22 protein-coding genes are annotated in these 24,525 nt (G+C 75.0%); 6 read left to right on the top strand and 16 right to left on the bottom strand.

Going from position 1 to position 24,525, the window contains the following annotated elements; translation table 11 throughout:
- The first annotated feature begins 25 nt into the window (after positions 1-25).
- The gene (locus ACWEFJ_RS23150; protein ID WP_449715007.1) at positions 26-1,132 is read left to right on the top strand and encodes a sensor histidine kinase; all 1,107 of its coding nucleotides are present in this window, start codon (positions 26-28) and stop codon (positions 1,130-1,132) included.
- Positions 1,129-1,803 (top strand): response regulator, encoded by a 675-nt coding sequence (locus ACWEFJ_RS23145; protein ID WP_449715006.1) that lies wholly within the window; start codon positions 1,129-1,131, stop codon positions 1,801-1,803. The genes ACWEFJ_RS23150 and ACWEFJ_RS23145 overlap by 4 nt, the downstream gene beginning before the upstream one ends.
- Positions 1,804-1,930: 127 nt before the next feature.
- Here the strand turns inward: ACWEFJ_RS23145 and ACWEFJ_RS23140 are convergent, their stop codons facing one another.
- Together ACWEFJ_RS23140 and ACWEFJ_RS23135 are read right to left on the bottom strand one after the other, a co-directional pair.
- Complete coding sequence (locus ACWEFJ_RS23140) at positions 1,931-3,583, bottom strand: glutamate--tRNA ligase (RefSeq protein ID WP_449715005.1); 1,653 nt, start codon at positions 3,581-3,583, stop codon at positions 1,931-1,933.
- 75 nt (positions 3,584-3,658) lie between these two features.
- Positions 3,659-4,813, bottom strand: coding sequence for a sugar efflux transporter (locus tag ACWEFJ_RS23135; protein WP_378091607.1), 1,155 nt, complete (start codon positions 4,811-4,813; stop codon positions 3,659-3,661).
- Positions 4,814-4,999: 186 nt separating this feature from the next.
- Here ACWEFJ_RS23135 and ACWEFJ_RS23130 point away from each other — a divergent pair, with 186 nt between their 5' ends.
- From ACWEFJ_RS23130 to ACWEFJ_RS23120, 3 genes are all read left to right on the top strand, one after another.
- Positions 5,000-5,605 carry a TetR/AcrR family transcriptional regulator gene (locus ACWEFJ_RS23130; RefSeq protein WP_378091609.1) on the top strand — a complete coding sequence of 202 codons (606 nt, stop codon included), beginning with the start codon at positions 5,000-5,002 and terminating at the stop codon, positions 5,603-5,605.
- A 1-nt stretch (position 5,606) separates the two neighbouring features.
- Entirely contained in the window at positions 5,607-6,158 is a 552-nt protein-coding gene (locus ACWEFJ_RS23125; RefSeq protein WP_378091611.1) for a carboxymuconolactone decarboxylase family protein, read from the top strand.
- A gap of 116 nt (positions 6,159-6,274) precedes the next feature.
- Positions 6,275-6,646 (top strand): STAS domain-containing protein, encoded by a 372-nt coding sequence (locus ACWEFJ_RS23120; RefSeq protein WP_449715004.1) that lies wholly within the window; start codon positions 6,275-6,277, stop codon positions 6,644-6,646.
- 57 nt (positions 6,647-6,703) lie between these two features.
- Here ACWEFJ_RS23120 and ACWEFJ_RS23115 read toward each other — a convergent pair whose 3' ends face one another.
- The 9 genes from ACWEFJ_RS23115 to ACWEFJ_RS23075 are packed head-to-tail and all read right to left on the bottom strand — an operon-like array spanning position 6,704 to position 15,396.
- Positions 6,704-7,528 (bottom strand): methyltransferase domain-containing protein, encoded by an 825-nt coding sequence (locus ACWEFJ_RS23115; RefSeq protein ID WP_449715003.1) that lies wholly within the window; start codon positions 7,526-7,528, stop codon positions 6,704-6,706.
- Positions 7,525-8,229: an alpha/beta fold hydrolase gene (locus ACWEFJ_RS23110; RefSeq protein WP_449715002.1), complete on the bottom strand. Its 705-nt coding sequence runs from the start codon at positions 8,227-8,229 to the stop codon at positions 7,525-7,527. Before ACWEFJ_RS23110 ends, ACWEFJ_RS23115 begins: the two co-directional genes overlap by 4 nt.
- Positions 8,226-8,843: a LysR family transcriptional regulator substrate-binding protein gene (locus ACWEFJ_RS23105; RefSeq protein WP_449715001.1), complete on the bottom strand. Its 618-nt coding sequence runs from the start codon at positions 8,841-8,843 to the stop codon at positions 8,226-8,228. Before ACWEFJ_RS23105 ends, ACWEFJ_RS23110 begins: the two co-directional genes overlap by 4 nt.
- Positions 8,836-9,552, bottom strand: coding sequence for a DUF6182 family protein (locus ACWEFJ_RS23100; protein WP_449715000.1), 717 nt, complete (start codon positions 9,550-9,552; stop codon positions 8,836-8,838). Before ACWEFJ_RS23100 ends, ACWEFJ_RS23105 begins: the two co-directional genes overlap by 8 nt.
- A complete protein-coding gene (locus ACWEFJ_RS23095) occupies positions 9,549-10,742 on the bottom strand; it encodes a hypothetical protein (protein WP_449714999.1) in 1,194 nt (397 codons plus the stop codon). Before ACWEFJ_RS23095 ends, ACWEFJ_RS23100 begins: the two co-directional genes overlap by 4 nt.
- Entirely contained in the window at positions 10,699-12,120 is a 1,422-nt protein-coding gene (locus ACWEFJ_RS23090; RefSeq protein ID WP_449714998.1) for an NAD(P)/FAD-dependent oxidoreductase, read from the bottom strand. Before ACWEFJ_RS23090 ends, ACWEFJ_RS23095 begins: the two co-directional genes overlap by 44 nt.
- A gap of 3 nt (positions 12,121-12,123) precedes the next feature.
- Positions 12,124-12,996, bottom strand: coding sequence for an SAM-dependent methyltransferase (locus tag ACWEFJ_RS23085; RefSeq protein WP_449714997.1), 873 nt, complete (start codon positions 12,994-12,996; stop codon positions 12,124-12,126).
- On the bottom strand, positions 12,993-14,780 hold the full coding sequence (locus ACWEFJ_RS23080; RefSeq protein ID WP_449714996.1) for a GH3 auxin-responsive promoter family protein: 1,788 nt from the start codon (positions 14,778-14,780) through the stop codon (positions 12,993-12,995). Before ACWEFJ_RS23080 ends, ACWEFJ_RS23085 begins: the two co-directional genes overlap by 4 nt.
- Positions 14,767-15,396 (bottom strand): hypothetical protein, encoded by a 630-nt coding sequence (locus ACWEFJ_RS23075; protein WP_449714995.1) that lies wholly within the window; start codon positions 15,394-15,396, stop codon positions 14,767-14,769. Before ACWEFJ_RS23075 ends, ACWEFJ_RS23080 begins: the two co-directional genes overlap by 14 nt.
- Positions 15,397-15,886: 490 nt before the next feature.
- On the opposite strand from ACWEFJ_RS23075, the gene ACWEFJ_RS23070 reads away from it, so the two are divergent.
- On the top strand, positions 15,887-19,057 hold the full coding sequence (locus tag ACWEFJ_RS23070) for a BTAD domain-containing putative transcriptional regulator (protein WP_449714994.1): 3,171 nt from the start codon (positions 15,887-15,889) through the stop codon (positions 19,055-19,057).
- Here ACWEFJ_RS23070 and ACWEFJ_RS23065 read toward each other — a convergent pair.
- The 5 genes from ACWEFJ_RS23065 to ACWEFJ_RS23045 all read right to left on the bottom strand — a co-directional run bounded on the left by ACWEFJ_RS23065 (position 19,041) and on the right by ACWEFJ_RS23045 (position 24,504).
- On the bottom strand, positions 19,041-19,790 hold the full coding sequence (locus ACWEFJ_RS23065; protein ID WP_449714993.1) for an ABC transporter permease: 750 nt from the start codon (positions 19,788-19,790) through the stop codon (positions 19,041-19,043). The genes ACWEFJ_RS23070 and ACWEFJ_RS23065 overlap by 17 nt on opposite strands.
- Positions 19,787-20,719, bottom strand: a complete 933-nt coding sequence (locus ACWEFJ_RS23060; protein WP_449714992.1) for an ATP-binding cassette domain-containing protein — start codon at positions 20,717-20,719, stop codon at positions 19,787-19,789. The genes ACWEFJ_RS23065 and ACWEFJ_RS23060 overlap by 4 nt, the downstream gene beginning before the upstream one ends.
- A gap of 425 nt (positions 20,720-21,144) precedes the next feature.
- Positions 21,145-21,807, bottom strand: a complete 663-nt coding sequence (locus ACWEFJ_RS23055; RefSeq protein ID WP_378088685.1) for a lytic polysaccharide monooxygenase auxiliary activity family 9 protein — start codon at positions 21,805-21,807, stop codon at positions 21,145-21,147.
- A 312-nt stretch (positions 21,808-22,119) separates the two neighbouring features.
- Positions 22,120-23,649, bottom strand: a complete 1,530-nt coding sequence (locus ACWEFJ_RS23050) for an MFS transporter (RefSeq protein WP_449714991.1) — start codon at positions 23,647-23,649, stop codon at positions 22,120-22,122.
- Positions 23,650-23,760: 111 nt separating this feature from the next.
- Complete coding sequence (locus ACWEFJ_RS23045; protein ID WP_449714990.1) at positions 23,761-24,504, bottom strand: hypothetical protein; 744 nt, start codon at positions 24,502-24,504, stop codon at positions 23,761-23,763.
- Between the last annotated feature and the right edge of the window lie 21 nt (positions 24,505-24,525).

Raw genomic sequence — 24,525 nt, 5'->3', positions numbered from 1 at the left:
CTGTCGCCGCGGTTAGGGTGCACGCATGAGCGGGGGACGGATCGCGTTCCGGGACTGGGCGCTCGCCCTCGGCGTGGCGGCGACCCTGCTGATCGCCGGGCTGTCCAAGCCGCAGGCCGGGCCGTTGGGTTACGCGTTGCTGGTGCTCGGCGGGCTGGCCCTGGTCGCGCGCCGACGCGCGCCGGTGGCCGTGCTGGTCGTGACCGGGCTGTGCGGGCTGGGCCACCAGGCGGTCGGCATCGACGTGCCCGTGGTGGCGTACCTGTTCGCCGTGTACGCCGCGGTCCGGGCCGGGCACCGCCGGGTGGCGGTGGCGGTGTCGGTGGCCATGCTGGTCGCCCTGCCGCTGGTGCTGCTGGCGTCCGCCCCCGACCTGCCTGTCGGCCAGGCGCTCACCCGGTCCCGCGACGTGCTGGAGATCGCCTGGCTGGTCGCCGCGGGCGCGGCCGGCGAGGCGCTGCGCCAGGCCGAACGCCGCGCGGACGAGGCGGAGCGCACCCGGGAGGAGACCGCCCGGCGGCGTGCCGACGAGGAGCGGCTGCACATCGCGCGCGAGCTGCACGACTCGCTCACCCACCAGATCTCGGTGGTCAAGCTCCAGGCGGAGGTCGCCGTCCACCTGGCCCGCAAGCGCGGCGAGCCGGTGCCCGAGGCGTTGCTCGCGATCCGCGAGGCGGGCCGTGAGGCGGCGCGGGAGCTGCGGGCGACGCTGGAGGCGTTGCGCGACGACGACCGGACCCCGCCGCACGGGCTCGACCAGGTGCCCGCGCTGGTGCGGCGCGCCCGCACGACCGGCCTGGACGCGACGCTGACGATCGAGGGGCGGCCGGGCGACGTGCCGGCCGCCGTGGGCCGGACCGCGTACCGGATCGTCCAGGAGTCGCTGACCAACATCGCCCGGCACGCCGCCGCCGACACCGCGTCGGTCCGCATCGACTACCGGCCCGACGCCCTGGTCATCCGGGTGGACGACGACGGCCGGGCCACGCCGGCGGACGCGCCGACGCCCGGCGTGGGGTTGCTCGGGATGCGCGAGCGGGTCACCGCGCTGGGCGGCAGGCTCGACGCCGCGCCGCGCCGGGAGGGCGGCTTCACCGTGCACGCCGAACTGCCCGTGGACCGGACGCCGTGATCCGCGTGCTGCTGGTGGACGACCAGCCGCTGATCCGCAGCGGGTTCCGCGCGCTGCTCGAGGTCGAGGACGACATCAAGGTGGTGGCGGAGGCCGCCGACGGCGAGCGGGGCGTGGCGCTGGCGCGCGAGCACCTGCCGGACATCGCCCTGGTGGACATCCGGATGCCCGTCCTGGACGGCATCGAGGCGACCCGGCGCATCGCCGCCGACCCGGCCCTGGCGTCGGTGCGCGTCGTCATCCTGACCAACTACGGCCTCGACGAGCACGTCTTCCACGCGTTGCGCGCCGGCGCGGCGGGCTTCCTGGTCAAGGACGTGCAACCGGAGGACTTCCTGCACGGCGTCCGCGTGGCCGCGCGCGGGGACGCCCTGCTCGCGCCGTCGATCACGCGCCGGCTGATCGACCGGTTCGTCGCCCACCCGCCCGCCGACACGACCGGGGCGGGCCTGGCCGAGCTGACCAACCGCGAGCGCGAGGCCGTGGTCCTGGTCGCGCAGGGCCTGTCGAACGACGAGGTCGCCGAGCGCATGGTGATCAGCCCGCTGACCGCCAAGACCCACGTCAACCGGGCCATGACCAAGCTGCGCGCCCGCGACCGCGCGCAGCTGGTCGTGCTGGCCTACGAGTCCGGCCTGGTCATCCCCCGCCACCGCCGTCCCGAACGCTGAACTGAGGTGTTCCGAACGTAGGACACACGCGTTCCGAACGTAGGACACACGCGTGTGTCCTACGTTCAGGTCGCGTGTGTCCTACGTTCAGGTACCCCGAGTTCAACGCTCAGGACGGGTGGCGGGGTCAGCCGGCCAGGGCGCGCAGGCGGCGCAGCACCTCGTCCTCGCCGATCGCCTGCGTGATCGCGTGCAGGTCCGGGCTGCGGGTCGAGCCGGTCAGCGCGACGCGGACCAGCTGCGATGCCTCGCGGATCGAGCCGGGGTAGGCGTCGGGGTTCTTCTTGTACTCCTTGGGGCTCGGCGCGAAGCCGTGCTCGGCCGCCAGCTCGCGGACCTGGCCGAACCACTCCTGCGGGTCGGCGAGGTGCCGGTAGCCGTCGGCGAAGTCGCGGGCGAAGGCGGCGGCGACGGCGGGGTCCACGCCGAGGCCCGCGAGCCGCTCGTCCTCCGGGCCGGACAGCACGGTGAACAGCTGCGGGAAGAAGAAGCCGTACGCGGGCCGGAAGTCCGACCACTTGCGCAGGTCCTTGCGCGGGTTCTCGACGCCCTCCCGCTCGACGGACACCGCGCGCAGCGCCAGCTCGGGTTCGGCGTCGAGCACGGCGGCCAGCTCGGGGTCGTGGTCCCCGGCCCACGCGCGGACGGCGTCGTAGACCTCGCGGCTGGTGAAGCCGGCGATGTGGTCGGCGCTGATGTCCTCCAGCTTGACCAGGTCGACCAGCGGCCCCGCGACGCCGCAGTGGTCCAGGCTGATCGGCGTGGCCAGCGCCTCCTCCAGCGGCACCTCGGCGAGCCGGCCGTTGGCCAGGCCGCGCAGGTAGTACAGGATCGCGCGGGCGGGGTAGCCGGCCTCGATGTAGAAGTCGACGCCCGCCTCCGGGTCCTTGCGCTTGGACAGCTTCCGCTTGCCGCCGGGGATCTGCTTCATCAACGGCGCGATGTGCGCGTACGTGACGTGCTCGAACCCGAGGGCGTCGAAGAGCTGCCGGTGCAGCGGCACGGAGGAGATCCACTCCTCGCCGCGGATGACCAGGTTGACGCGCATCAGGTGGTCGTCCACGGCGTGCGCGAAGTGGTAGGTCGGCAGGCGCGGCGAGGTGTCGGACGACTTGAGGATCACGGTGTCGTTGCGGTTGCCCTCGTGCTCCAGCTCGCCCCGGATGGCGTCGGTGAACCGGACGCGGGCGCCGGCCGCGTCGTCGGGCGCGCGGAACCGCACCACGTACGGCGCGCCCTCGGCGAGCTTCGCGGCCACGTCGGCCGGGTCCGCGTCACGCCAGGTGGCCCACTTGCCGTAGTAGCCGGTGGGCATCTTCACGGCCTGCTGCCGCGCGGTGATCTCGGCCAGCTCGTCCTTGGTCGCGAAGCACAGGTACGCCTTGTCCTGGCGCAGCAGCTCCCGCACGTAGGTCAGGTAGATCGACTCGCGCGCCGACTGGTGGTACGGGCCGTAGGCGCCGTCCGCGTCGGACTCGTCGGGGTGCAGGTCGAAGTAGTCGAACGCGCGGGCGAACTGGTCCAGCGCGCCCTCGACCTCGCGCGACTGGTCGGTGTCCTCCACCCGCACGAGGTACGCGCCGCCGGTGTGGGTGGCGATGTCGCGGTCGATGGTGGCCACGTAGATGCCGCCGATGTGGACGAACCCGGTCGGCGACGGGCCGAACCGGGTGACCCGCGCGCCCTCGGGCAGCGACCTGGCCGGGTACCGCTGTTCCCAGTGCTCGGGTTCGGGCAGGTCAGCGGGGAAGAGGGCGTCGATGACCGCGCGGTCGAGCATGGGGAGGTCCGTCTCGTTCTCTCGGTGGGATTGGCCGCATCAGGGTACGGGCGGCGCCGATCGGGCCGCGACCGGCTATCGCCGCCGCACGGCGAGCAGCAGGCCCAGGCCGACCACGGTCAGCGCGAAGGCGACGGCGAACGCGCTGCGGTACCCCAGCACCTGCGCGACGCCCAGCAGCGGCCCCGACACCATCGCGCTGACCTTGAGCGTGTTCGCGTACAACGTCGTGGCGTACCCGGGCCGGTCGGGCGCGAGCCCCTGGAAGTACGAGATGCCCACGCCCATCACGGCCGAGATCACGATCGCGTGCAGCACCTGCGCGGCGGCCACCTGCCACGTCGCGGTGGCCGGCAGCACCACCGCGTAGTACGCCAGCGCCACCACCGCGCCCGCCACCACCAGCCGCCCGTGGTCCACGCGCAGGGCCAACGCGCCGAAGACCAGCATCAGCGGGATCTCCAGGGCCGCGCACAGGCCCATGACCAGGCCGGCCTCGGACGTGGTGCCGTGCAGCACGTCGGTCACGAGCAGCGGCATCGCCAGGAAGCCCAGCATGTCGCCCGCCTGCACCAGCACGAACGCCGCCGCGGCGAGCACGACGTCACGGCGCGGCGAGCCGGGCCGCTCCCCCGTCGCGGGCGCGGGCGCGTGGCCCAGCTCCGGCAGCAGGCCGGCCGTCACCGCGACCGCCACCAGGTAGAGCCCGGCCGCCGCCCCGAACAGCCCGGCGAACCCGCTGGTGTCGATCAGCAGCGCCCCCACCGGCGGGCCGACGACCCACGACAGCGACAGCACCATCCGCAACGTGCTGATGGCCAACGGCCCCTTCGCGGAACCGGCGCGTTCCAGCGCCTCCCGCGCGTAGGCGAACATCTGCGGCAGCAACGAGGACGAGACCGCCACCAGCGTCAGCGACACCCCGAGCAGCAGCCAGTAGTCCCGCACCGCGGCGAACAGGCCGTACGCCACCGCCGCGGCCACCGAACCCCACACGAGCAGCCGCCGGCGCACCGCGCGCGCGTCCGACAGCCGCCCGAGCAGCGTGGCGACGACCAGCGCCGCGACCGAGTCGGCGAGCAGGAACGCGCCGACCGCGACGGGTCCCGCGGCCAGTTCCTTGACCAGGAACACCGACAGGAACGGCCCGGCCAGCGCGTAGCCGACGCCGGTCAGCAGCCCCACCGCCAGCAGGGGCGTGAACGGACGCGCACGCGGTGCGAGGTCCATGGGACCGGTCCTCTCGACCGGTGGGAGGAGGAGCGGCACGCGTGCCGCCCGGTCCCGCCATGGTCCCGGTCCCGGGGAGCCGCCGCCGGCGACCGATCGGTGGGAGCCCGGCACCCGTGCGGACGATGCGGGCGACCCGGTCGCGCGGCTATCTTGGAACGACCATTCCAAGATTGTGGGGCGGGCATGCCGGACGTGAAGCACTTCGACCCCGAGGCGGTGCTCGCGTCGGTGGAGGAGCTGTTCTGGCGGCAGGGCGTGTCCTCGACCGGCGTGGGCGACGTCGTGGCGGCCACCGGCGTCAACCGGTCCAGCCTGTACGCGACGTTCGGCGGCAAGCGGGAGCTGTACCTGGCGGCGCTGCGCCGGTACGTCGACCGGCGGTCGGGACCGGTGCTGCGGCGGCTCGCCGAGGACGGGCGCGGCCTGCCGGCGATCGCCGACTTCTTCCGCGCGTTGATCCGGGCGCGGTGCGCCGGGGAGCACGCGCGGTGGGGCTGCATGGTCACCAACGCCCACGCCGGCGGGGAGAACGACGACCCCGACGTCCGAGCGGTCCTGCACGAGCACCACGCCCGGCTGCGGGCGGCGATGCGCGCGGCGCTGGACCGCGCCCGTGCCGCCGGCGCGCTGCGGCCGGGCGTCGAGCCGGAGGTGTCGGCCGACGCGCTCGCCCTGCTGGCCTACGGCGTGAACCTGCGCTCCCGCGCGGGCGCGTCCCCGGAGGCGTTGGCGGAGACCGTCACGGCGGTGCTCGCCGCGCTCGCGAACCGACCCGAGGAGATCCGCTGACATGGTGCAGTTCACCGTTCACGACGAGACCACCGCGCCCGAGGCCGCCCGCCCCCACCTGGAGGCGGGCCGGCGGCGGATGGGGTTCGTCACCTCGCTCAACGGCGTGATGGCGGAGTCCCCGGAGCTGCTGGCCGGGTACAACGCGCTGGCCGAACAGTTCGGCAAGTCCTCGCTGCCCGCCGACGCCCGGCACGTCGTCTGGATCACCACCAGCGTGGTCAACGGCTGCGAGTACTGCGTGGCCGCGCACTCCACGGTCGCGCTCAAGGCCGGGGTCGCCGAGGAGACCGTGCGGGCGCTGCGCGCCGGCAAGCCCCTGTCGGACGACGCCCTGGAGGCGGTCCGCAAGCTCACCGAACTGGTCGTGACCGACCGCGGGTGGGTCCGCGAGCGGGACATCGAGGACTTCCTGGCGGCGGGCCACACCCGGCGGCAGGTGCTCGACGTCATCCTCGGCGTGGGGATGAAGACCCTGTCGAACTACACCAACCACATCGCCCACACCCCGCTCGACCCGGCGTGGCAGGACCAGGAGTGGCGCCGGCCCTGACCGGATCACCGGAACTTCGAGGTTTGGGAGCGGGCGGAGCAGGGAAACGGTAGTGGGCCGGCGACCGCCGGCGATCACACCTGCGGACGGCGCTGCCGTGATGTGCGAGGGCGAAATTGAGTCTGCATGCTGCCGGTGACGACCTGGTCGTGTCGCACACGCGGCGGGAGTCGGCCCCGGTCCTGCTCGTACGGGGCTGTGTTGACAGCGACACCGCGTCCACGCTGCGGCAACACCTCGACTCGGCGCTGGCCGGCTCGGGGGTCGCGGTGGTGGACCTGGGCGAAGTGGCCTTCTTCTCGTCGGCGGGCGCGACCGCGCTGGCGGCGGCGGGTCGCGGCGGCGTGCTGCACGTGGTCGTGACCCCGCTGGTCCGGCAGGTCCTGGAGGCGGCCGGGGTGGCGGACGCGCTGGACCTGCACGACTTCCCCGCCGAGGCCGAGGAGGCCGCCGAGGCGTCGGCCCGTCCGCTGCTGATGGTCTGCTGACCGGCCGACCGGGCTCCCCCGGTCGGCCGACGTCCGGCTGTGCTCCCCCTGGGCGTCCTACACCGTGCCCACGGCCAGGACCGCGCCCTCGGCGAAGTAGCCGTCCGGCGCGTTCAGCGGGTGCGCCGGGTCGTCCGGGTCCCGCATGACCCGCCAGTCCGGGTCGTCGCCGGCCTGCGCCGCGAGGCTCGCGCAGGACTGCCCGTAGAACGACCGCTCGGCCTCGCCGAACGGCGCGAAGTGCTCCGCGAGCAGGGTGTGCTGCCGCACCTCCGACAGCCCGGCCTCCCGCAGGAACCGGTACAGGTCCCGGCCGCGCAGCAGGTTGCGCGCGTACGCCGACCGGGACGCCGCCGCCCGGAAGAAGTCCGCGAACAGGAACGGCGGACCGGGACGCGCCGTGATCGTGCTCGCGTCCAGGTCCTTCACGCCCACCAGCCCACCGGGCCTGACGACCCGCCTCAACTCGGCGAGCGCGCGCCGCAACGCGTCGTCGTCCAGGTACTGCACCGTGTTGGCGCACCACGCGGCGTCGAACGTGTCGTCCGGGTAGGGCAGCGCGGTCACGTCCCCCTGCCGCACGTCGTCCAGCACGGCCAGCGACGCCCACCGCTCCCGGACCAGCGCGACGTTCTCCGCCGCCAGGTCGAGCGCCGACAGCCTGCCCGCCGGCCCGACCAGGTCGGCCAGGTAGGGCAGGAACCGCCCGCCGCCGGCGCCCGCGTCCAGCACGTGCCACCCCGGCCGCACCCCGAACCGGCGCAGCAGGTCGAGGTACGTGGTCAGGCACGCGTCGAAGTGCGCGTCCACGATGTCCACGCGGGTGAACGCGAGCCCGGTCGACGCGGTGAAGCCCCACCGGGCGTGGTCCACGGCCGTCACGCGACCTCCTCAGCCAGCTCCGCCAACACCTTGGTCACGACCTCCGGGGCCTCCACCGGCAGCAGGTGACCCGCCGCGGGCACGACCTCCAGCCGGCCGCGGGGCAGCGCCGCGGCCACCGCCCGAGCGTCGTCGGGCGACACCAGCTCGTCCTCCTCCCCCACCAGCACCACGGCCGGCCGGTCGAACGCCGCCAGCACGTCGTAGGACGCGGCCCGCGCCGCGATCGCCCGCTGCGCCCACGCGACGTCCTCCGGCGCGACGGCGCGCGCCATCGCGCCGACCCGGCCCACCAGGCGTTCGCGGTGGGTCCGGCCGAGCAGCAGCGGAGTGGTCGCGGCGGTCAGGGCGGGACCGGCGACGGGGTCGGTGACCCGCGCCGCGAACCCGAGCCGCCGGGCGGCGGTCCCCTCGTCGTCCGCGGCGGCCCGCGTGCCGAGCAGCGCGAGCGCCGACACGCGGTCCGGCCGCCGGCGCAGGAACGCCATGGCGACGTACCCGCCGAGCGAGCACCCGGCCAGCACGGCGCGGTCCACCGCGGCGGCGTCGAGCAGCCGGGCGAGGCCGTCGGCCACGGTGTCGAGCGACGGCGCGCCCACGCCCAGCCGGTAGAGGTCGGGGGCGAGCGCGGACGGCCCGGCGTCCACCTCCGACCACATGGCCGGGGTGGCGGCGAGCGCGTGCAGCAGCACGACGGTCACGGGGCCACCTCCACCCGTGCCAGTACCGCCTCCGCGGCCGCCACGAACCGCGGCACGTGCGGGGGCGCGTCCGGCAGGTGGACGAGGTTCACCTCGCCGGGCGGCAGGTCCACCACCGGCAGCACCCGCACCGTCGGCGGTGCGACGTCGCGGATCGACAGCACGGTCAGGTGCACGCCCGCGCCCGACGCGACGACCCGCATCAGCTCCGGCACGGTGGTCAGCGGGAACGCCCGCCGGATCGGCTTGCCGCCGGGCGTCACCGGCGGCACGATCCGGTCCCACACCTCCTCCGGCATGTGGCCGGGGCGGTGGAACGCGAGGTGGTCCGCCACGTCCTCCACCGACACCTCCGCGCGGGCGGCGAGCGGGTGGTCGGGCGCGACCAGGACGGCCCGCGGGTCCCAGCCGATCGGCCGGCTGTAGACCAGGTCCGGTTGGCGGTGGTCGAACTTGCTGGTCATCACGTCCACCCGGCCCGCGCGCAGCGGGGCGAACGGGTCGCGCACGTCGTACTCGACCAGCTCGACCCGGTCGAGCGCGTACCCGCCCGCCCGCACCGCCGCGTGCGGCAACCCGAGCGAACCGTGGTAGCCGAACCGCAGGTCAGGCACCACTCACCTCCTTGGTCAGGGCCATCAGGGCGCGCAGCCGGCCGGGGGCCGCGGGGTCGGTGGCGACGCGCAGCGCGTCGAACGGGCCGGGCAGGCCGACCAGGCGCGGGACGCGGCGCACGGTCAGCCGGTCGCCGGGCGCGAGGGCGCCGTCGAGCACCGCTTCCACCAGCAGGTGGTTGAGGTGCACCAACGCCTGCGCCACGGTCATGCCGGGCGCGGCGATGTGCAGCACCCGGCCGACCCCCGCGGCCGGGCCGCCGCCGGGCAGGTCGATGACGACGTCGGCCCCGACCGACAGCTCGCGCTCGCCGACGAACGCCCGCAGCAGCCGGCGCAGCGCCGGGCGGTCGGCGGCCGGGGCGGGCGCGGTCCACGCCACCGCCCCGGTCTCGTCGACGTGGTGGAACGCGAAGCGGTCGACCAGGTTCGCCGGGTTGCCCGCCAGGAACACGGTCTTCGTGAACGACTTCCGCCAACCGTCCACCGCGGACAGCCGCGCGGCGAACCCGACGGTGCCGCGCACCCACGCCGCGAGGTCGAAGTGCCGCACCACGGCCAGCACCACGACGTCGGTGTCGGCGGCGACGCCCTCCACCGCGCGCAGACCTTCCACTGTGGACAGGTCGTGGGCGTCGGCGAGGTCGGGCCGGGCCCGCGTGATCCGGCGGACCACGTGGTCGTGCAACAGGTCCTGGGTCAGGTTCACGTGAACACCTCCGCCAGCAGTTCGCGCGACGGGGCACGCCGCCGCCGGGCGAGCAGGCCGGTGGTGAGCCGGTAGGCGTCGACGTGGGCGGGCACGTCCCCGCCGGGCGCGCCCTTGGCGCCGCGCTGCGCCGCCAGGCCGTCCAGCACCGCCGGCCACCCGGTCGGCACGGCCGCGTCGAGCACCCGCCGCGCCCGGACCAGGCACCGGTCCAGCAGGTCGGCCCGGAACGAGTCGTGGTCGCCCGGCCCGAGCACGCCGATGAAGTACAGCCGCATCCCCAGCCGCACCGCGTCCTCGTCGTGCCGCCCCTCGACCGCCGCCAGCAACGCCGCCGCCGAGTGCCCGCGCCACCCGCCGTGCCGCGCCGACTCGACGCGCCCGTCGATCGGCACCCGCCCGAGGGAGATCCGGCGCACCCTCGGCCCGAGGCGGCCCAGCACCCGGTGCAGCAGCAGGTAGTCCGGCTCCAGACCGCGGTCGTGCAGCAGCACCACCTCGTCGTGCGAGGCGGCCAGCGGCAACAGGTCGCGCAACGCGCAGGCCAGGTGGTTCGGCCGCCCGTCCGCCCCGACGATCTGCCGCAGCGGGACGCCGGCCCGGGTCGCGTCCACGTACACCGGACCGCCGTCGGCCCGCAGGTCGAGGCACAGCCCGAGGTCGTGCAGCCGCTCGATCGCCTCGTCCAGGCCGATCCCCGGCGGCTGGTGGGCGGTCAGGCCCGGGTCGCGCAGCCCGAGCCGCCGGTACTGGTCGACGCGGGCCGCGAGCAGCCGCGCGCTGGCCGGGTGGACCCACCCGTGCCGCTCGATCGCCTCCAGGTACGGCACGCAGGCGGCGAACGGCGCGCGGTCGCCGTCGGCCCGGTAGCGCACGTACAGCTCGCCGATCTCGTCCTCGGACATGCCCGAGTAGTCGATGTCGCCGACCGTGCGGTCCAGGTACTCCCAGAAGCCGACGGTCTGCTCGCAGGGGGCGAACGCGGTGTGGCTGCTGCGGTGCGTGACGTCGGCGAGCGGCTCGGTGGCGCGGTGCACCACGTCCGTCCACAGCAGACCCTTGAGGTGGCTGGGCGTCAACGGCTTGGTCGGGGTGACGGTGACCGGCGCGAGCAGCACCCTGCGCCGCCCGGCCACCGGGACGGGGTCACGCCACCCGGTCGCCGTCCGGTCCGCTTGCGAGATCGACACGTGCCCTCCTCCCGGCCCTCGCGGCCACGGCCAGCAACGCCGACCGGTCGGGCAGGCCCGGCGGCGGGAGGGGCGGCCCCGCCGCGAGCGCCCGCCGCACCCGGTCGGCGAACGGCGGCGCGGTCAACGCGTCCGGCCGGTCCAGCCCCATCAGCACCCGGACCACACCGCGCCACAGCTCCGGGTCGCGGCTCGCCGCGGCGGCGGCCCCGGCCGCCCTCAACGCCGTCGGCGGCCGGTCGGCCGCGGTCCCCGCCACCGACGCCCGCCACCGCGCGATCCGGTCCTCGCCCTCCTCGCACGCCTGCCGGAACCACGGCAGCAGCAGCTCGTCGGCCAGCGCCGCCGCGGCTGCCCCCAGGTCCGCCACGGCGTGCGCGCGGACCAGGCCCGCGACGGCGAACCCGTGCGCCAGCGCGAGCGACACACCGCGCCCGAACAGCGGGTCCGTCACGCACACCGCGTCGCCCACGGCCACCAGCCCGGTCGGCGAGGACTCCGGCGCGTGGAACGCGTTGGGCGGGCACGTCATCACCCGCACGTCGCCGAGCGGCACGGCGTCGTCCAGCCAGTCCCCGACCCAGGGCGTGACCCTCCCGACCGCGTCGAACACCTCCGGGTCGCGCAACGCGCGCAGTCCGTCGTCCTGCGGCAGCACGCCGAACGCGACCGAGAACGTCCCGTTGTCGCCGGGGTGCAGCACACCCGCGTAGTGGTCGGCCAGCACGCCCGCCGCGTTGCCCCGGTTGAGCGGGCCGAACGGCCCGCGCCGGCGGTAGAACCGCACGTAGGCGGCGACCGAGGTCGGCCCGGTCCGGACGGCCGCGGGTGCGACGCCCCGCTCGCGCGACCACTGCCTGCCGGCCGCCCGGCGGCCCGTGGCGTCGAGCACGAGGTCGGCGGGCACGACGTGCGCGCCGACCCGCGCGCCGGTCACCCTGCCGCCGGTCACGTCCAGGCCCGTGACCCTGGTCCCGTACCGGAGGTCCACGCCGGGCCGGGCCGCGACGTGCCGGTGCAGCACCACGTCGAACGTGGACCGGCGGCACGCCAGCGCCACCAGTTCCGCGTCGCCCGGCACGGCTTCGCCCGGTGGGCGGGCTGTGGTGAGGTCGACCGTCGACGCGCCGGCGGACAGCAGGTCCGCCAGGAGCGCCGGCGCGTGCCCGCGCAGCGCCACCACGCCGAACGACGTCAGGGTGTGCGCGTGCCGGGACTGGGGCGACGTCGGGCGGCGCCACACCTCGCCCGCCCGCGCCGCCGGGCCGGGTGGCGGCGCGGACCCCCGTTCCAGGACGACGACCCGGTGGCCGTCGTCGGCCAGCGCGAGCGCCGCGGCGAGCCCGGCCGCGCCACCGCCCGCGATCACGACGTCCACGGCCTACACCCGCACGCCGCGCACGAAGAACACCCGCCGCACGTCCGCGACCTCGCGCGGCGGCACGGGGTCCGGCCAGCGGCCGTAGTCCGCCTCCGGGTCGCCGGGCTGGTGCGCGACGGCCTCGAAGCCGTGCCGGGCGAACAACGCCTCCGGCTCGTCCGAGCCGAACAGCCACGGGCAGCCCCAGCCGGCGAAGACGTCGAGCAGGCCGCGCATGCTCGGCAGCGTCAGCGCGGCCGAGTTCACGACGTCGGCGATCACGACGCTGCCCGGCGCGGTCACCGCCCGCACGCGCTCCAGGACGCGGTGGACGTCGTCCTCGCGGAGGTAGTAGAGCAGGCCCTCCAGCAGCCACGTGGACGGCGACGCCGGGGCGTACCCGGCCGCGGCGAGCCGGTCCTCCCAGTCGTCGCGCAGGTCGACGGCCACGGTGGCGCGGTCCACGGCGGGCGTGGCGCCGAGGCCCGCCAGCACCGCTTCCTTCACCGCCACCACCGGCGGCCGGTCGATCTCGAACAGGCGCACCCCGTCCGGCCAGGCGAGCCGGAACGGCCGCGAGTCCATGCCGGACGGCGCGATGACGACCTGCCGACCGTGCGGCCGACCGGCGGCCTCGACGAGCAGGTCGTCGAAGAACCGGGTGCGGATGGCGTTGTAGTCGGGGGTGCTGGGCAGCGTGCGGGGCGACGCCTCGGGGAACGTCACGCGCCGGATCTCGGCCAGCAGCGACAACCCGATCCCGCCCGCGAACGCGGCGGCGTACGGGTCGTGGTAGAGCCGGTCGTCCCGGCGGGTCTCCGCGGCGCGCAGCGCGGCGGTGAGCAGTGCGGTGCGCTCGACCGAGTCGAGCAGGTGGCCGATGTCGGCGGTCATGGCCGGTCCCCAGGGTGTGCGGAGGTGGAAGCGGTGGCCCGGTCGCCCGAGCCGGAAGTCGCGGCCGAGCGGTCGCCGACGGGGCGATGCCCCTCGGCGGGCGGGAAAGCGGTGGTGGCACGGTCGCCCACGAGGCGGTGCCAGTCCGCGTCGGAGGTGCGGAAGAGGCGGTCCTTCACCTGCGCCGGTCGGGTGCCCTCCTCGACCCGCGCGTGCCAGTCGCGGTGGAACGCGTCGGCGTCGAGCAGGCGCAGGGTCGGGTCGGTCAGCCGCCCCTCGGCGCGGGCCGCCCGGTAGCCCGCGGACCGGTCGGCGAGGTGCGCGTCCAGGCGGCGGGCGATCCGCGCGGCCTCGGCGTCGCTCCACGGCGTCGTCGGCGCGACGGCGAACTCGTAGCCGGGCGTGCCGCCGACGACGCGGCAGGAGAGGTTGCGCACCTCCAGCCCCGACTCGTCCAGCGCGGCCGTCACCGCGCCGAGCACGTGCGACTCGCGCAGCCGCTCCCCCGCCGCGTCGCTGACCGTCGCGCGGCCCGCGTACCCGACGCGCGCGACCCCGCCCAGCGCGTCGACCACGCGCACCACGTCGCCGCCCGCGTACCGGTAGAGCCCGCCCACGTGGCTGTAGATCACCTGGTACTCGCGGCCGGGCTCCAGCTCGTGCGCCCGCAGCGTCTCCACGTCCGGCCCGACCGGCTCGTCCGCGGGCACGAACTCGTACAGCGACGCGGTGACGACCAGGCTGCCCGCGCGCGGGTGCCGGTCGAGCGTCACGGCGGTCGGCCCCTCGGACGCGGCGATCGGCGCGGGCAGCACCTCGACCCCGATGCCGTACTCCTCGCGCAGGCGGGGCAGGTACAGCGCGGCGACGCCGCCGGTCCAGCAGAACACCACGCGCAGGCGCGGCCACACGTGCGCCGGCCGCACCGGGTCGAAGCGACGGGTCAGCGCGTCCAGCTCGGCGGCCCGCGCCGGGTTCGGGTCGACCACCCGCGCGCCGCCGACCGTGCCGTCCCGGATCTCCCGGACGATCCGGTCCCACCAGGTCGTGAGCTGGTGCGGCAGGGCCGCCACCGCGGCCGGGTTGATGCCGATCACGCCACGCAGATCCGGGTGCTCCACGGCCAGGCGCAGCCGCAGGTACGCCTTCTCCAGGTGCGCGTCGGCGGCCACGTCGACCGGCAGCGCCGCCCACCGCGCCCGCGTGCCCGGCTCGGCCGACAGCGGCTCGCCGAACGCGGCCCCGAAGTCGACCTGGCTCGCCCCCAGGTGCGGCCGGCCGTCCTGGGTGGTCCCGGGCACCGGCAGCGGGTCCTGCTTGAGGTTCAGCACCGCGTCCGGCCCGACCACGTCGGGGTGGTGCTCGACCATCGGCGCCCACGCGGCGTAGAAGAAGGGGAAGAACGTGGTGGCCATGAACCTCGGCGTGACGGGCACCTTCTTGTGCGCGCCGGTGCTGCCGCTGCTGGTGAAGTACACGACCGGCGCGTCCGCGGTGAGGACGTGCCGCTCGCCCGCCGCCATCCGCTCGATCCACGGCTCCAGGTCGTCGTAGCCGTGCACCGGCACCGCGCGCCGGAAGTCGTCCACCGTCCGGATCCGGCCGAACCCGTGCGCGCGGCCGAACTCCGTGCCCGCGTTGAACTCCAGCAGGTCCTCCAGCACGCGCTGCTGCCACTGCGCCGCTTCGCCCGCCGCCCTGGTGAGCAGGTCGCGCTCGCGGAACACGCGCTCCCGGTACGCCTTGACGTGCGCGTCGCCCCACCCGCGCTCAGCCGTGCTCACAGGCCACCGCCTCGCGGACGCGCCGGACGGCGGTCGCCACGTCGCCCGGCGGCACCACGTCCACCGGCAGGTGCGCGACCTCGGCCAGGATCAGGGCGCGCAGCTCGGTCTGGAAGGAGGCGAACGCGTCGCGGTCGACGTGCTCGCCGTGGAACTCCAGCCGGTTGGCCCGCGCGCCCTCACCGCTGCGCCGCCACGCCTCGGCCGGGTCCACGTCCAGGAACAGCACCCGCCTCGGCTGCGGGAACCCCCGCCACCAGCCGAAGATCTCCTCGTCCGCGCCGATCAGGCGGCACTTGGCGAGGATCTTGTAGTAGTACGAGTCCACGACGACCGGTCGGTGTGGACCGACGTCCACGAGCTGGTCGCGCAGGTGCACGACCGCCGTCTGCAGGAGGCTCGCCACGAAGTCGGGCGAGTGGTGCTTGCCCAGGCCGGGCAGGGTTTCCCGGACGAGGTCGGACTTGAGCCGGGACACGACCCCGTGCTCGGGGGCGAGGAAGTCGTCGTCCACCGAGACCAGTCGCCACGTCGGCTCCTCGGCCGCCAACGCGCGCATCACGACGGACTTCCCCGCGTGGTCGGTTCCGGACAGGACTGAGAACGCGGGCTGCACCGAAGCGCCTCCTGTCTGTGGCACGGCAGGGGGGAGCCGCCCGCGAACGGGCGCGCGTGGACGTGCGTCGTTTCCCCCGGGTCGGACGTGATGTCGATCAGGCCGGGAACGCGGCGGCGGTGCCGGAGGGGTTCGAAACGCGGCCTGGCGAATCGCTGCCGACTGTAAATCCGCGACCTGCGACCTAGTCCCCCTCACGAGGAAATGTGATCGCAATCACACACGCTGGGCGATTCATTAATTACCCATCGAACCACTTGACCGGGGCATCGATATAAAAGTCACCGCAGGTGGCAACGGGTAGACCGAGCCGATCGCACCCGAATAGTCCGGATTCAGCGACGGGGTGTGCCACTCACATTTTGGCCGTTCACCCTAATTCACGGGAGAAAGCGCGAACGCCGACGAGCCGGGCACGGCGGGCCGGCCGTCCACGCGGCGCGCGAGACGTGCCGGAGACGTGACGGGCGCTCATGACAAAATCGGCCCGGTGCGGATCGGGATGCTGGGGCCGTTCGAGGTGCGCGCGGACGACGGCGTCCGCGCCGACGTGCCGGGCGCGCGGCTGCGCGGGTTGCTGGCCGCCCTCGCGCTCGACCCCGGCCGCGTGGTCGCGAAGGCGGCGCTGGTCGACTGGATCTGGGGCGAGCACCCGCCCGCCGACGCCGCGAACGCGTTGCAGCGCCTCGTCTCCCGCCTGCGCAAGGCGTTGCCGGAGGGGTCGGTCGAGGGGCAGCCGGACGGCTACCGGCTGGAGGTGGACCCCGACGCGGTCGACGCCGTCCGGTTCGAACGCCTCCTCGCCCGCGCCCGCGACGACGACGGACCGCGCCGGGTCGCGCTGTTGCGCGAGGCCCTCGACCTGTGGCGCGGCGCGGCCCTGCAGGACGTCGGGCTGGTGGACAGCGCGGCGTTCGACGCGGCGGTGACCCGGCTGGAGGGGCTGCGCCTGACCGCCGCGGAGGACCGCTTCGACGCGGAGGTCGAGCTGGGCCACGCCGCCGGGCTGGTCACCGAGCTGACCGACGCGGTCGCCGCGCACCCGCTGCGGGAACGGCTCGTCGCCGCGCTGATGCGCGCGCACGTCGCGGCCGGCCGCGACACCGAGGCGCTGCTGGTGTACCAGCGCACCCGCGAGGCGCTGGCCGAGACCCTGGGCGTGGACCCCTCGCCGGAGCTGTCCGCGCTGCACGTCGCGCTGCTGCGCGGCGAGCTGGGCCGGGGACGGCGCGAGGAGCGGCGCAAGACCAACCTGCGCGCCGAGCTGACCAGCTACATCGGCAAGGACGCCGACGTGGCCGCGGTGCGGGGGCTCGTCGCCGAGCACCGGCTCACGACCCTCATCGGGCCGGGCGGCTCGGGCAAGACCAGGCTGGCCGCGGAGACCGCCCGCACGCTGCTCGGCGACCTGCCCGACGGCGCGTGGCTGGTCGAACTCGCGCCGCTCGGCGCGGACGGCGACCAGGCCGGCGGGAGCGGCCGGCACGACGTCGCGCAGGCGGCGCTGGCCGCGCTGGGCCTGCGGGACGCGCTGCTCGGCGACGCGCCGAACGCGGAGCCGACCGACCGGGTGATCGCCGCCATCCGCGACCGGGAGGCGTTGCTGGTCCTGGACAACTGCGAGCACGTGATCGAGTCGGCCGCCGCGTTCGCCCACCGGGTGCTCGGCGAGTGCCGGCGGCTGCGGGTGCTGGCGACGAGCCGGGAACCGCTCGGCATCACCGGCGAGGCGCTGTGGCCGGTCGTGCCGCTGGCCCTGCCGTCGCCCGACGCCGACGCCGCGGAGGTCGAGTCCTCCCCCGCCGTCCGGCTGCTGCGGGACCGGGCCGCCGCGGTGCGCCCCGACCTCGTGCCGGACGCCCGCACGTGGTCCACCATGGCGCACGTCTGCCGGGCGCTGGACGGGATGCCGCTGGCGATCGAGCTGGCCGCGGCCAGGTTGCGCACCCTGACCCTCGACCAGCTCGCCCACCAGCTCGACGACCGGTTCCGCCTGCTGACCAGCGGCAGCCGCACCGCGTTGCCCCGGCACAAGACGCTGCGCGCGGTGGTCGACTGGAGCTGGGAACTGCTGAGCGACGCCGAACGCGCGGTGCTGCGCAGGCTGTCGGTGTTCGCGGGCGGCGCGCGTTCGGAGGCGGCGGAGCGGGTCTGCGCCGGCGGGGACGTCGAGCCGTGGCAGGTGCCCGACCTGCTCACCGCGCTCACCGAGAAGTCGCTGCTGGTCGCCGACGGCGACGGCGCGCCGCGCTACCGGATGCTCGGCACCATCGGGGAGTACGCCGCACACCGGCTGGTCGAGGCCGGCGAAACCGACCGGGCGCGGCAGGCGCACCTCGCGTTCTTCACCGAGCTGGCCGAGACCGCCGAGCCGCGGCTGCGCCGAGCCGAGCAGCTGGCGTGGCTCGCCGACCTGGCGGCCGAGCACGACAACCTCGGCGCGGCGATGCGCGGCGCGCTCGCGGCCGGCGACGCGCACGGCGCGATGCGGCTCGCCGCGGCCGCCGGCTGGTACTGGTGGCTCGCCGGGCACAAGTCCGAGGGCATGGAGCTGATCGGCGCGGCCAACGCCACGCCCGGCGAGGTGCCCGACGAGATCCGCGGCATCGTGTGCGGCCTCATCTCGATGTTCGTCACGACCGGGCCGGCCGGCGAGCACCAGGTGGCGGAGTGGGTGCACCGCGCCTACGACATCGGCCTGCGCGTGCGCAGCCGGCACCCGGCGCTGAGGCTCGTCGTGCCGCTGGAGCACATGATCCGGAACCCGGACGCGGTCCTGCCCGCGTGGGAGTCGCTGCTGGCCGACGAGGACCCCTGGGTGCGCGCGCTGGCCCGGCTGCACCTGGGCAAGACGCGGGTCGTGCTCGGCCAGGGCGGGCCGGAGGCGGACGAGCACCTGGGGACGGCGCTGGCCGAGTTCCGCGCGCTCGGCGAGCGGTTCGGCACGTCGTTCGCGCTGACGGAGCTGGCGGACCGGATCGCCACCCGGGGCCGGTTCGCCGAGGCGTGCGAGCTGTACGGGCAGGCGGTCGTGGTGGTGACCGAGGTCGGCGCGACCGAGGACGTCATCCGGCTGCGGTCGCGGCAGGCCCAGCTGTACTGGCTGCTCGGCGACGAGGACGCGGCCTCGACCGCCACGGCAGAGGCGGAGCGGTGCGCCCGACGGGTCACCTGGCCGGGCGCGCTCGCCCACCTCGCCCTGTCGAAGGCGGAGCTGGCCCGGTGGCGGGGCGACGCGGAGGAGGCCCGCCGGCAGCTCGGCGTCGTGGCGGAGCTGCTGGGCGACGACGCGGAGCAGGCGTACGTCCGCGCCGGGACCCGCGACCTGCTCGGCTACCTCGCCGACGACCTCGAAGAGGCCCGTCGGCACCGGGCGGCGGCGTGCGAGGCGGCGGCCGAGGGCGGGCACGCGCCCACGATCGCGCGCGTCCTGGTCGGGGTCGCGGACCTGGCGCTGCGCCGGGACCGGCCCGACGAGGGGGCCCGGCTGCTCGCGGCGAGCGCCGCCGTGCTCGGCCTGCCGGACCGCTCGCACCCGGACGTCGCCCGGATCGAGCGGGCGGCGCGCGACCGCCTCGGCGAAACGCGGTTCGCCGAGGCGGCCGGGGAGGGCGCGGTGACCGGGTGGCGCGAGCTGGTCGCCGTCACGCTCGCTTCGTGAACGTGGCGCGCGCCCACAGGTAGCCGCCGAGGGCGATCCCGACGCACCACGCGACGGCGGTGGTCGCCACGGTGGGGTCCGGCGCGCCGGCCAGGAGGCCACGCAGCGTCTCGATGACCGGCGTGAACGGTTGGTGCTCGGCGAACTCCCGCAGGCCGGGCCCCATCTTCTCGGCCGGCACGATGGCGCTGCTGAAGAACGGCAGCATGACCAGCGGCACGGACGCGAGGCCCGCCGTCTCCGGCGTCCTCGCCGCCAGCCCCAGGGCCACGGTGAGCCAGCCGGTCGCGAAGCCGAGCAGCACGACCACGCCCACCACGCCGAGCCAGTCGAGCGGGCCCGCGGCCGGGCTGAGCCCCAGCAGGAACGCCACCCCGACCAGCGCCGCCACGGCGACCAGGTTCGTCAGCACGCTCGCGACGACGTGACCGGTCAGCACCGCGCCGCGCGAGACGTCCATGACCTTGAAGCGGTTGATGATGCCCTTGGTCATGTCCGAGTTCACCGCCGTGGCGGCGGCGCCGAGGCCGTAGCAGACGGCCAGCAGCACCAGACCCGGTGTCGCGTAGTCGATGTAGTCGACGCCGACGTCGAACGCGTCGCCCATCATGTAGACGAACATCAGCATGACGATGATCGGCATCAGGACCGCGTTGAAGACCGAGGTCGGGTTCCGGGCGAGGTGCCGGACGTTGCGGCGCAGCATCACCGCCGAGTGGGATCGGGCGCTCATCGCGCGACCACCTCCGTGTCGTGGCCCGTCAGGGCGAGGAAGACGTCGTCGAGGTCCGGCGTGTGGACGGTCAGCTCCTCGGCCGGGAGCGAGTACTCGTCCAGCCGGTCGAGCAGGCCCCGCAGCGACCCGGTGCCGCCGTCGCCGGGGACGCGCAGGACCAGCGCCTCGTCGTCGCGGGTGGCGCCGGGGAGGACCCGCGCGGCCGCGTCGAGCCCGGCGGCGGTGGCGAACCGCAGCCGGACGTGCGTGCCGGGGACGCGCCGCTTCAGCTCGTCGGGCGTGCCCTCGGCGACCACGCGGCCCCGGTCGAGGACCGCGACGCGGTCGGCGAGCTGGTCGGCCTCCTCCAGGTACTGGGTGGTGAGGAAGATCGTCGCGCCGTCGGCCACCAGCTCGCGGATGATCGTCCACATCGTGCGGCGGCTGCGCGGGTCCAGCCCCGTCGTCGGCTCGTCCAGGAAGATGATCCGCGGGCCGCCGACCAGGGTCATCGCCAGGTCGAGCTTGCGGCGCATGCCGCCGGAGTAGGTCGACACGGGCTTGCGCGCCGCGTCCGCGAGGTCGAACCGCTCCAGCAGCTCGCCGACGACCCGCCGGTCGGCCCCGAGCCGGAGGTCGACCATCAGCCGGAGGTTCTCCCGGCCGGTCAGCAGCTCGTCCACCGCCGCGAACTGGCCGGTGACCCCGATGGCCCGGCGGACCGCCTTGGCCTCGGTCCCGACGTCGTGCCCGGCGACCCGCACCGTCCCGCCGTCCGCCGCCGCCAGGGTGGTCAACACGTTGACCGTCGTCGTCTTGCCCGCGCCGTTGGGGCCGAGCAGGGAGAAGACCGACCCCGCGGGGACGTCCAGGTCGATGCCGTCGAGCACCACCTTGTCCCCGTACGCCTTCCGCAACCCCGAAACCGCTATCGCCGAACTCGTCATGGGACCACTGTCGGCGGCGGGCCCGCCACGCCCCTGACACGCTCCTGACACGGGCGCTGACACGGGTGGCGGGCCGGCGGGCGGGGCGCTCGGCGGCCGGTCGGGCGGTCCGGTCCGGAGGGCACGCCCAAGCGGGCGCGGTCGGGCAAGCACGGCCGGGCAAACGCGGTCGGGCAAGCACGGTCGGGCAAACGCGATCGAGCCGACGCGGCCCGGCAAGAGCGACCGGGCAAGAGCGATGGAGCCGCCGCCGCCCGGCAAGCGCGGCCGGGCAAGAGCGATTGGGCCGATGCGGCCCGGCAAGCGCGGTCGGACAGGTGCGGCCGGGCGGGCGTTGGCGATCGGGCCCGGACGCGCGCCGGCCCGGTGCCGCTGGGGCGGCACCGGGCCGGCTAACTGCGTGCTCTCGGTCAGGCGACCGGGTTTCAGCCGAAGTTCACGTCACTGCACCACATGTACGCCTGGTCCAGGTGCGAGGCCTGCCAGATCGTGAAGACCACGTGGTGACCACGGTACGAGCCGTTGGTGTTGACGGTGAAGTTGATGTCCTTGGCCGGGGCGAAGCGACCGGTCGTGGTGACCAGGTCGAGGTTGCCCCACCCGAGGGTCTGGGTCTTCGGGTCGAACCCGTTCTTGCTGATGTAGACCCGGAAGAAGTCGGCACCGTGGCTCGCCTGGTCGTACAGGTGCATGTTGAAGCTGGCGCCGACGTTGGTGGTCCGCCAGTTGCCCGGCTTGTTCAGCGAGGCGTTGCGCGACAGGTTGTTGCTGCACAGGGTGCCGTTGGGCGTCGCGCCCTGGAAGTTGCCACCCAGGCCGTCCCGCAGCGCGCTCATCCAGTTCCACATGGTGTCGGCGTTGGCCTGGAAGGCCTGCCAGCACATGGGGTCCTGCTGCTGCATGGCCGGGTTGGTGTGCTGGCTGCCCCAGGACTGCCAACACTGGTAGGCGCGGGTCGCGGGACCCACGATGGTGCCGTGCGCCGACGCCGTCGGGGTCCAGAGGAACATGCTTGCGAACAGACCGAGGGCCAGCGCGATTGCGCCCCGGCGCTTCATTGCGGACCCGGAGCTGCTGCGCATACGCATGGAAGGGCCTCCACTCTTCGGATGGTTGAGCGGCGGTGTTTCGCTGGGAGCGCTCCCAGAGCGGTCCTGAGCCTATCTGTCACTGAGCGAAACTTCAACGAAACTTTGGGTAATGGTTGCGCGCGGTTCCGCGCCGCGACGGACAGTGACCACGTAACCGGCCGTTGACCTGCGCTTACGCATCGATGTCACGACTCGGGAAAAATCCGGGGTCGGGTCCGCCCCGCGCGAAACCGACCCGTTCGACTAGCCCGAACGCCCCAACGGCACCGGCTCCGTCCGCACCTGTGCCGACGCGTCCGTCTCGCCGGCTCACGCCCCGACGGGCGCGGGCTCGGGCTCCTCGGCGGCCGCCGGGCGGGTCCGGCGCAGCGCGACCATGCCGACCACCGCGAACACCACGACGACCGCCGCGCCGACCACGGACACCGTGTGCAGGCCGGACGAGAAGGCGTCGCGCGCGGTCGCCAGCACGTCGTCCGCCAGCGGGGCCGGGAGCGACGCCGCGGCGCGCTGCGCGCCGGCGATGCCGTCGGTCACCAGGGCGGCGGCCTCGGCGGGCACCTGCGCGGGGATCTCGACCCGGTCGCGGTAGACGGCCGTGCCGAGGCTGCCGAACACCGCGATCCCCATGGCGATGCCGAACTCGCCGCTGGTCTCCGACATCGCCGACGCCGCACCGGCCTTCGCCGGCGGCACCGACCCCACCACCATCTCCGTGCACAGCACGCCCTGCGGCCCCATCCCGAAGCCCGCGACGGACAGCCCGACCACGACGAACCCGATCCCGCCGACCGCGTCGGCCCGCGTGAACAGCAGGATCCCCGCCGCCGCGACCAGCATCCCGAACCCGAGCACGAACTCCGGCCGGAACCGCCGCGCCAGCCGCGGCGCGAGCAGCGACCCGACGACCACCGCGCCCGCCTGCGGCGCCAGCCACAGCCCGGCCCGCGCCGGCGACAGCCCGGCGACCAGCTGGAGGTACTGGCTCACCAGCAGGAACACCCCGCCCATGGTCAACGCGCCGACGAGCATGATGCTCAACGCCGCGCCGAACGCCGGCACCCGGAACAGCCGCAGGTCCAGCACCGGGTCGGCCAGACCGCGCTGCCGGCGCACGAACACCGCGCCGACCGCCACGCCCGCGACGAGCACGACCGCGTCGACCGCCGACACGCCGTCCTTCGCCGTCTCCTTGAGCGCGTAGACGATCGGCAGGATCGCGCCCAGCGACAGCGCCACGCTCGCCGGGTCGAGCCGCCCGGCGCCGCGGTCGCGGTACTCCGGGAGCAGCTTCGGCGCGGTGGCCAGCAGCAGCACCATGACCGGCACGGCAAGCAGGAACACCGAGCCCCAGCGGAAGTGCTCCAGCAGCACGCCGCCGACCACCGGACCGATCACCATGCCGCCCATGAAGCAGCTCATCCACACCGCGATCGCCGTGCCGCGCTGCCTCGGGTCGCGGAACATGTTGCCGATCAGCGCCAGCGTGGACGGCATGAGCGTCGCCCCGGCGATCCCCAGCACGGCCCGCGCGGCGATCAGCATCTCCGGGCTGGTGCTGAACGCCGCCACGACCGACGCCGCGCCGAAGGCAGCGCCACCGGTCATGAGCAGCTTCCGCCGGCCGATCCGGTCGCCGAGGGTCCCCATGGTGACCAGGAACCCCGCGATCATGAAGCCGTAGACGTCGATGATCCACAGCAGTTGGGTGCCGGTCGGCCGCAGGTCGGCGGCCAGGTGCGGCACCGCCAGGTGCAGCACGCTCATGTCCAGCGACAGCAGCAGCGTCGGCAGCGCCAGCACCGCGAGCCCCGACCACTCGCGTCGTCCTGCCCTCATCGTCGTCTCCCGAGGTCCTCGATCGTGTCCGTCACCTTCTCCTCGAACGGCGACGGCCCGGATCGACACCTCGCGGGAAAAATCCCGGGATATCCGCCCCGAGGGGTCGGATCAGGGCCGGCGCGACGGCCGGATCGGGGCGTTCACCAGCTCCCGGACCGAGTGGCGGACGTGGAGGCGGATCGGCTCGTCCGGCTCCGCCCCGCCCCGGTCGGCGACCGCCAGCGCCCGGTCGAGCCACGGCGGCAGGCCGGCTTCGAGGACGTCGCAGCGCGCCAGCCGGGGCGAGTACCGGAACGCGGTGACGAACAGGTCGTCGGCGACGTCGACCGACAGGTGGTGCCACGGCGACCGCCGCGGCGGCGACGCGCTGATCGCGAACCCCCGGGCGAGGTCGGCCAGCAGGCCGGCGGTCGCCCCGGTCAGGTCCGCCGACTCGTGCGTCGTGGTGAAGGCGTAGCGGTCGGTGATCTGCGGGCCGGACGCGAGGTAGTCGCCCAGCTCCGCCGTCATGGGGGCCCGGGCGACGTCGGCCGCCCGGTCCCACTCCGAGTGCCGGACGCACAACCGCCGCTCGTCCTCCGGCGAGGGCTCCCGTTCGCCGATGTCCCGCACGGTCTCACCGCGGTACACACCGACGAACCGCAGCACGTCGTCGTAGTCCACCAGCACCGTGAACCAGGGGGCGAACCCGAAGCCCTCGCCGCCGAACGACGCGCTGAAGGAGTCCACCGAGGACAGCTTGGCCAGGGCGATCCGCCGCAGCGTGACCGGAAGGGGCCGCAGCCGGGGCGGGTCGTCCACCCGGAAGCCCGGGTACCCGGTCCGGTTCGCGTCGTCGTCACCCGTCACCATTCGTCCACCCCCTCCGTCGCA

Source organism: Actinosynnema sp. NPDC004786 (genome assembly GCF_053601135.1).
Note: the sequence above shows the minus strand (reverse complement) of the source record. Positions and strands in the feature narration are given on the sequence as shown.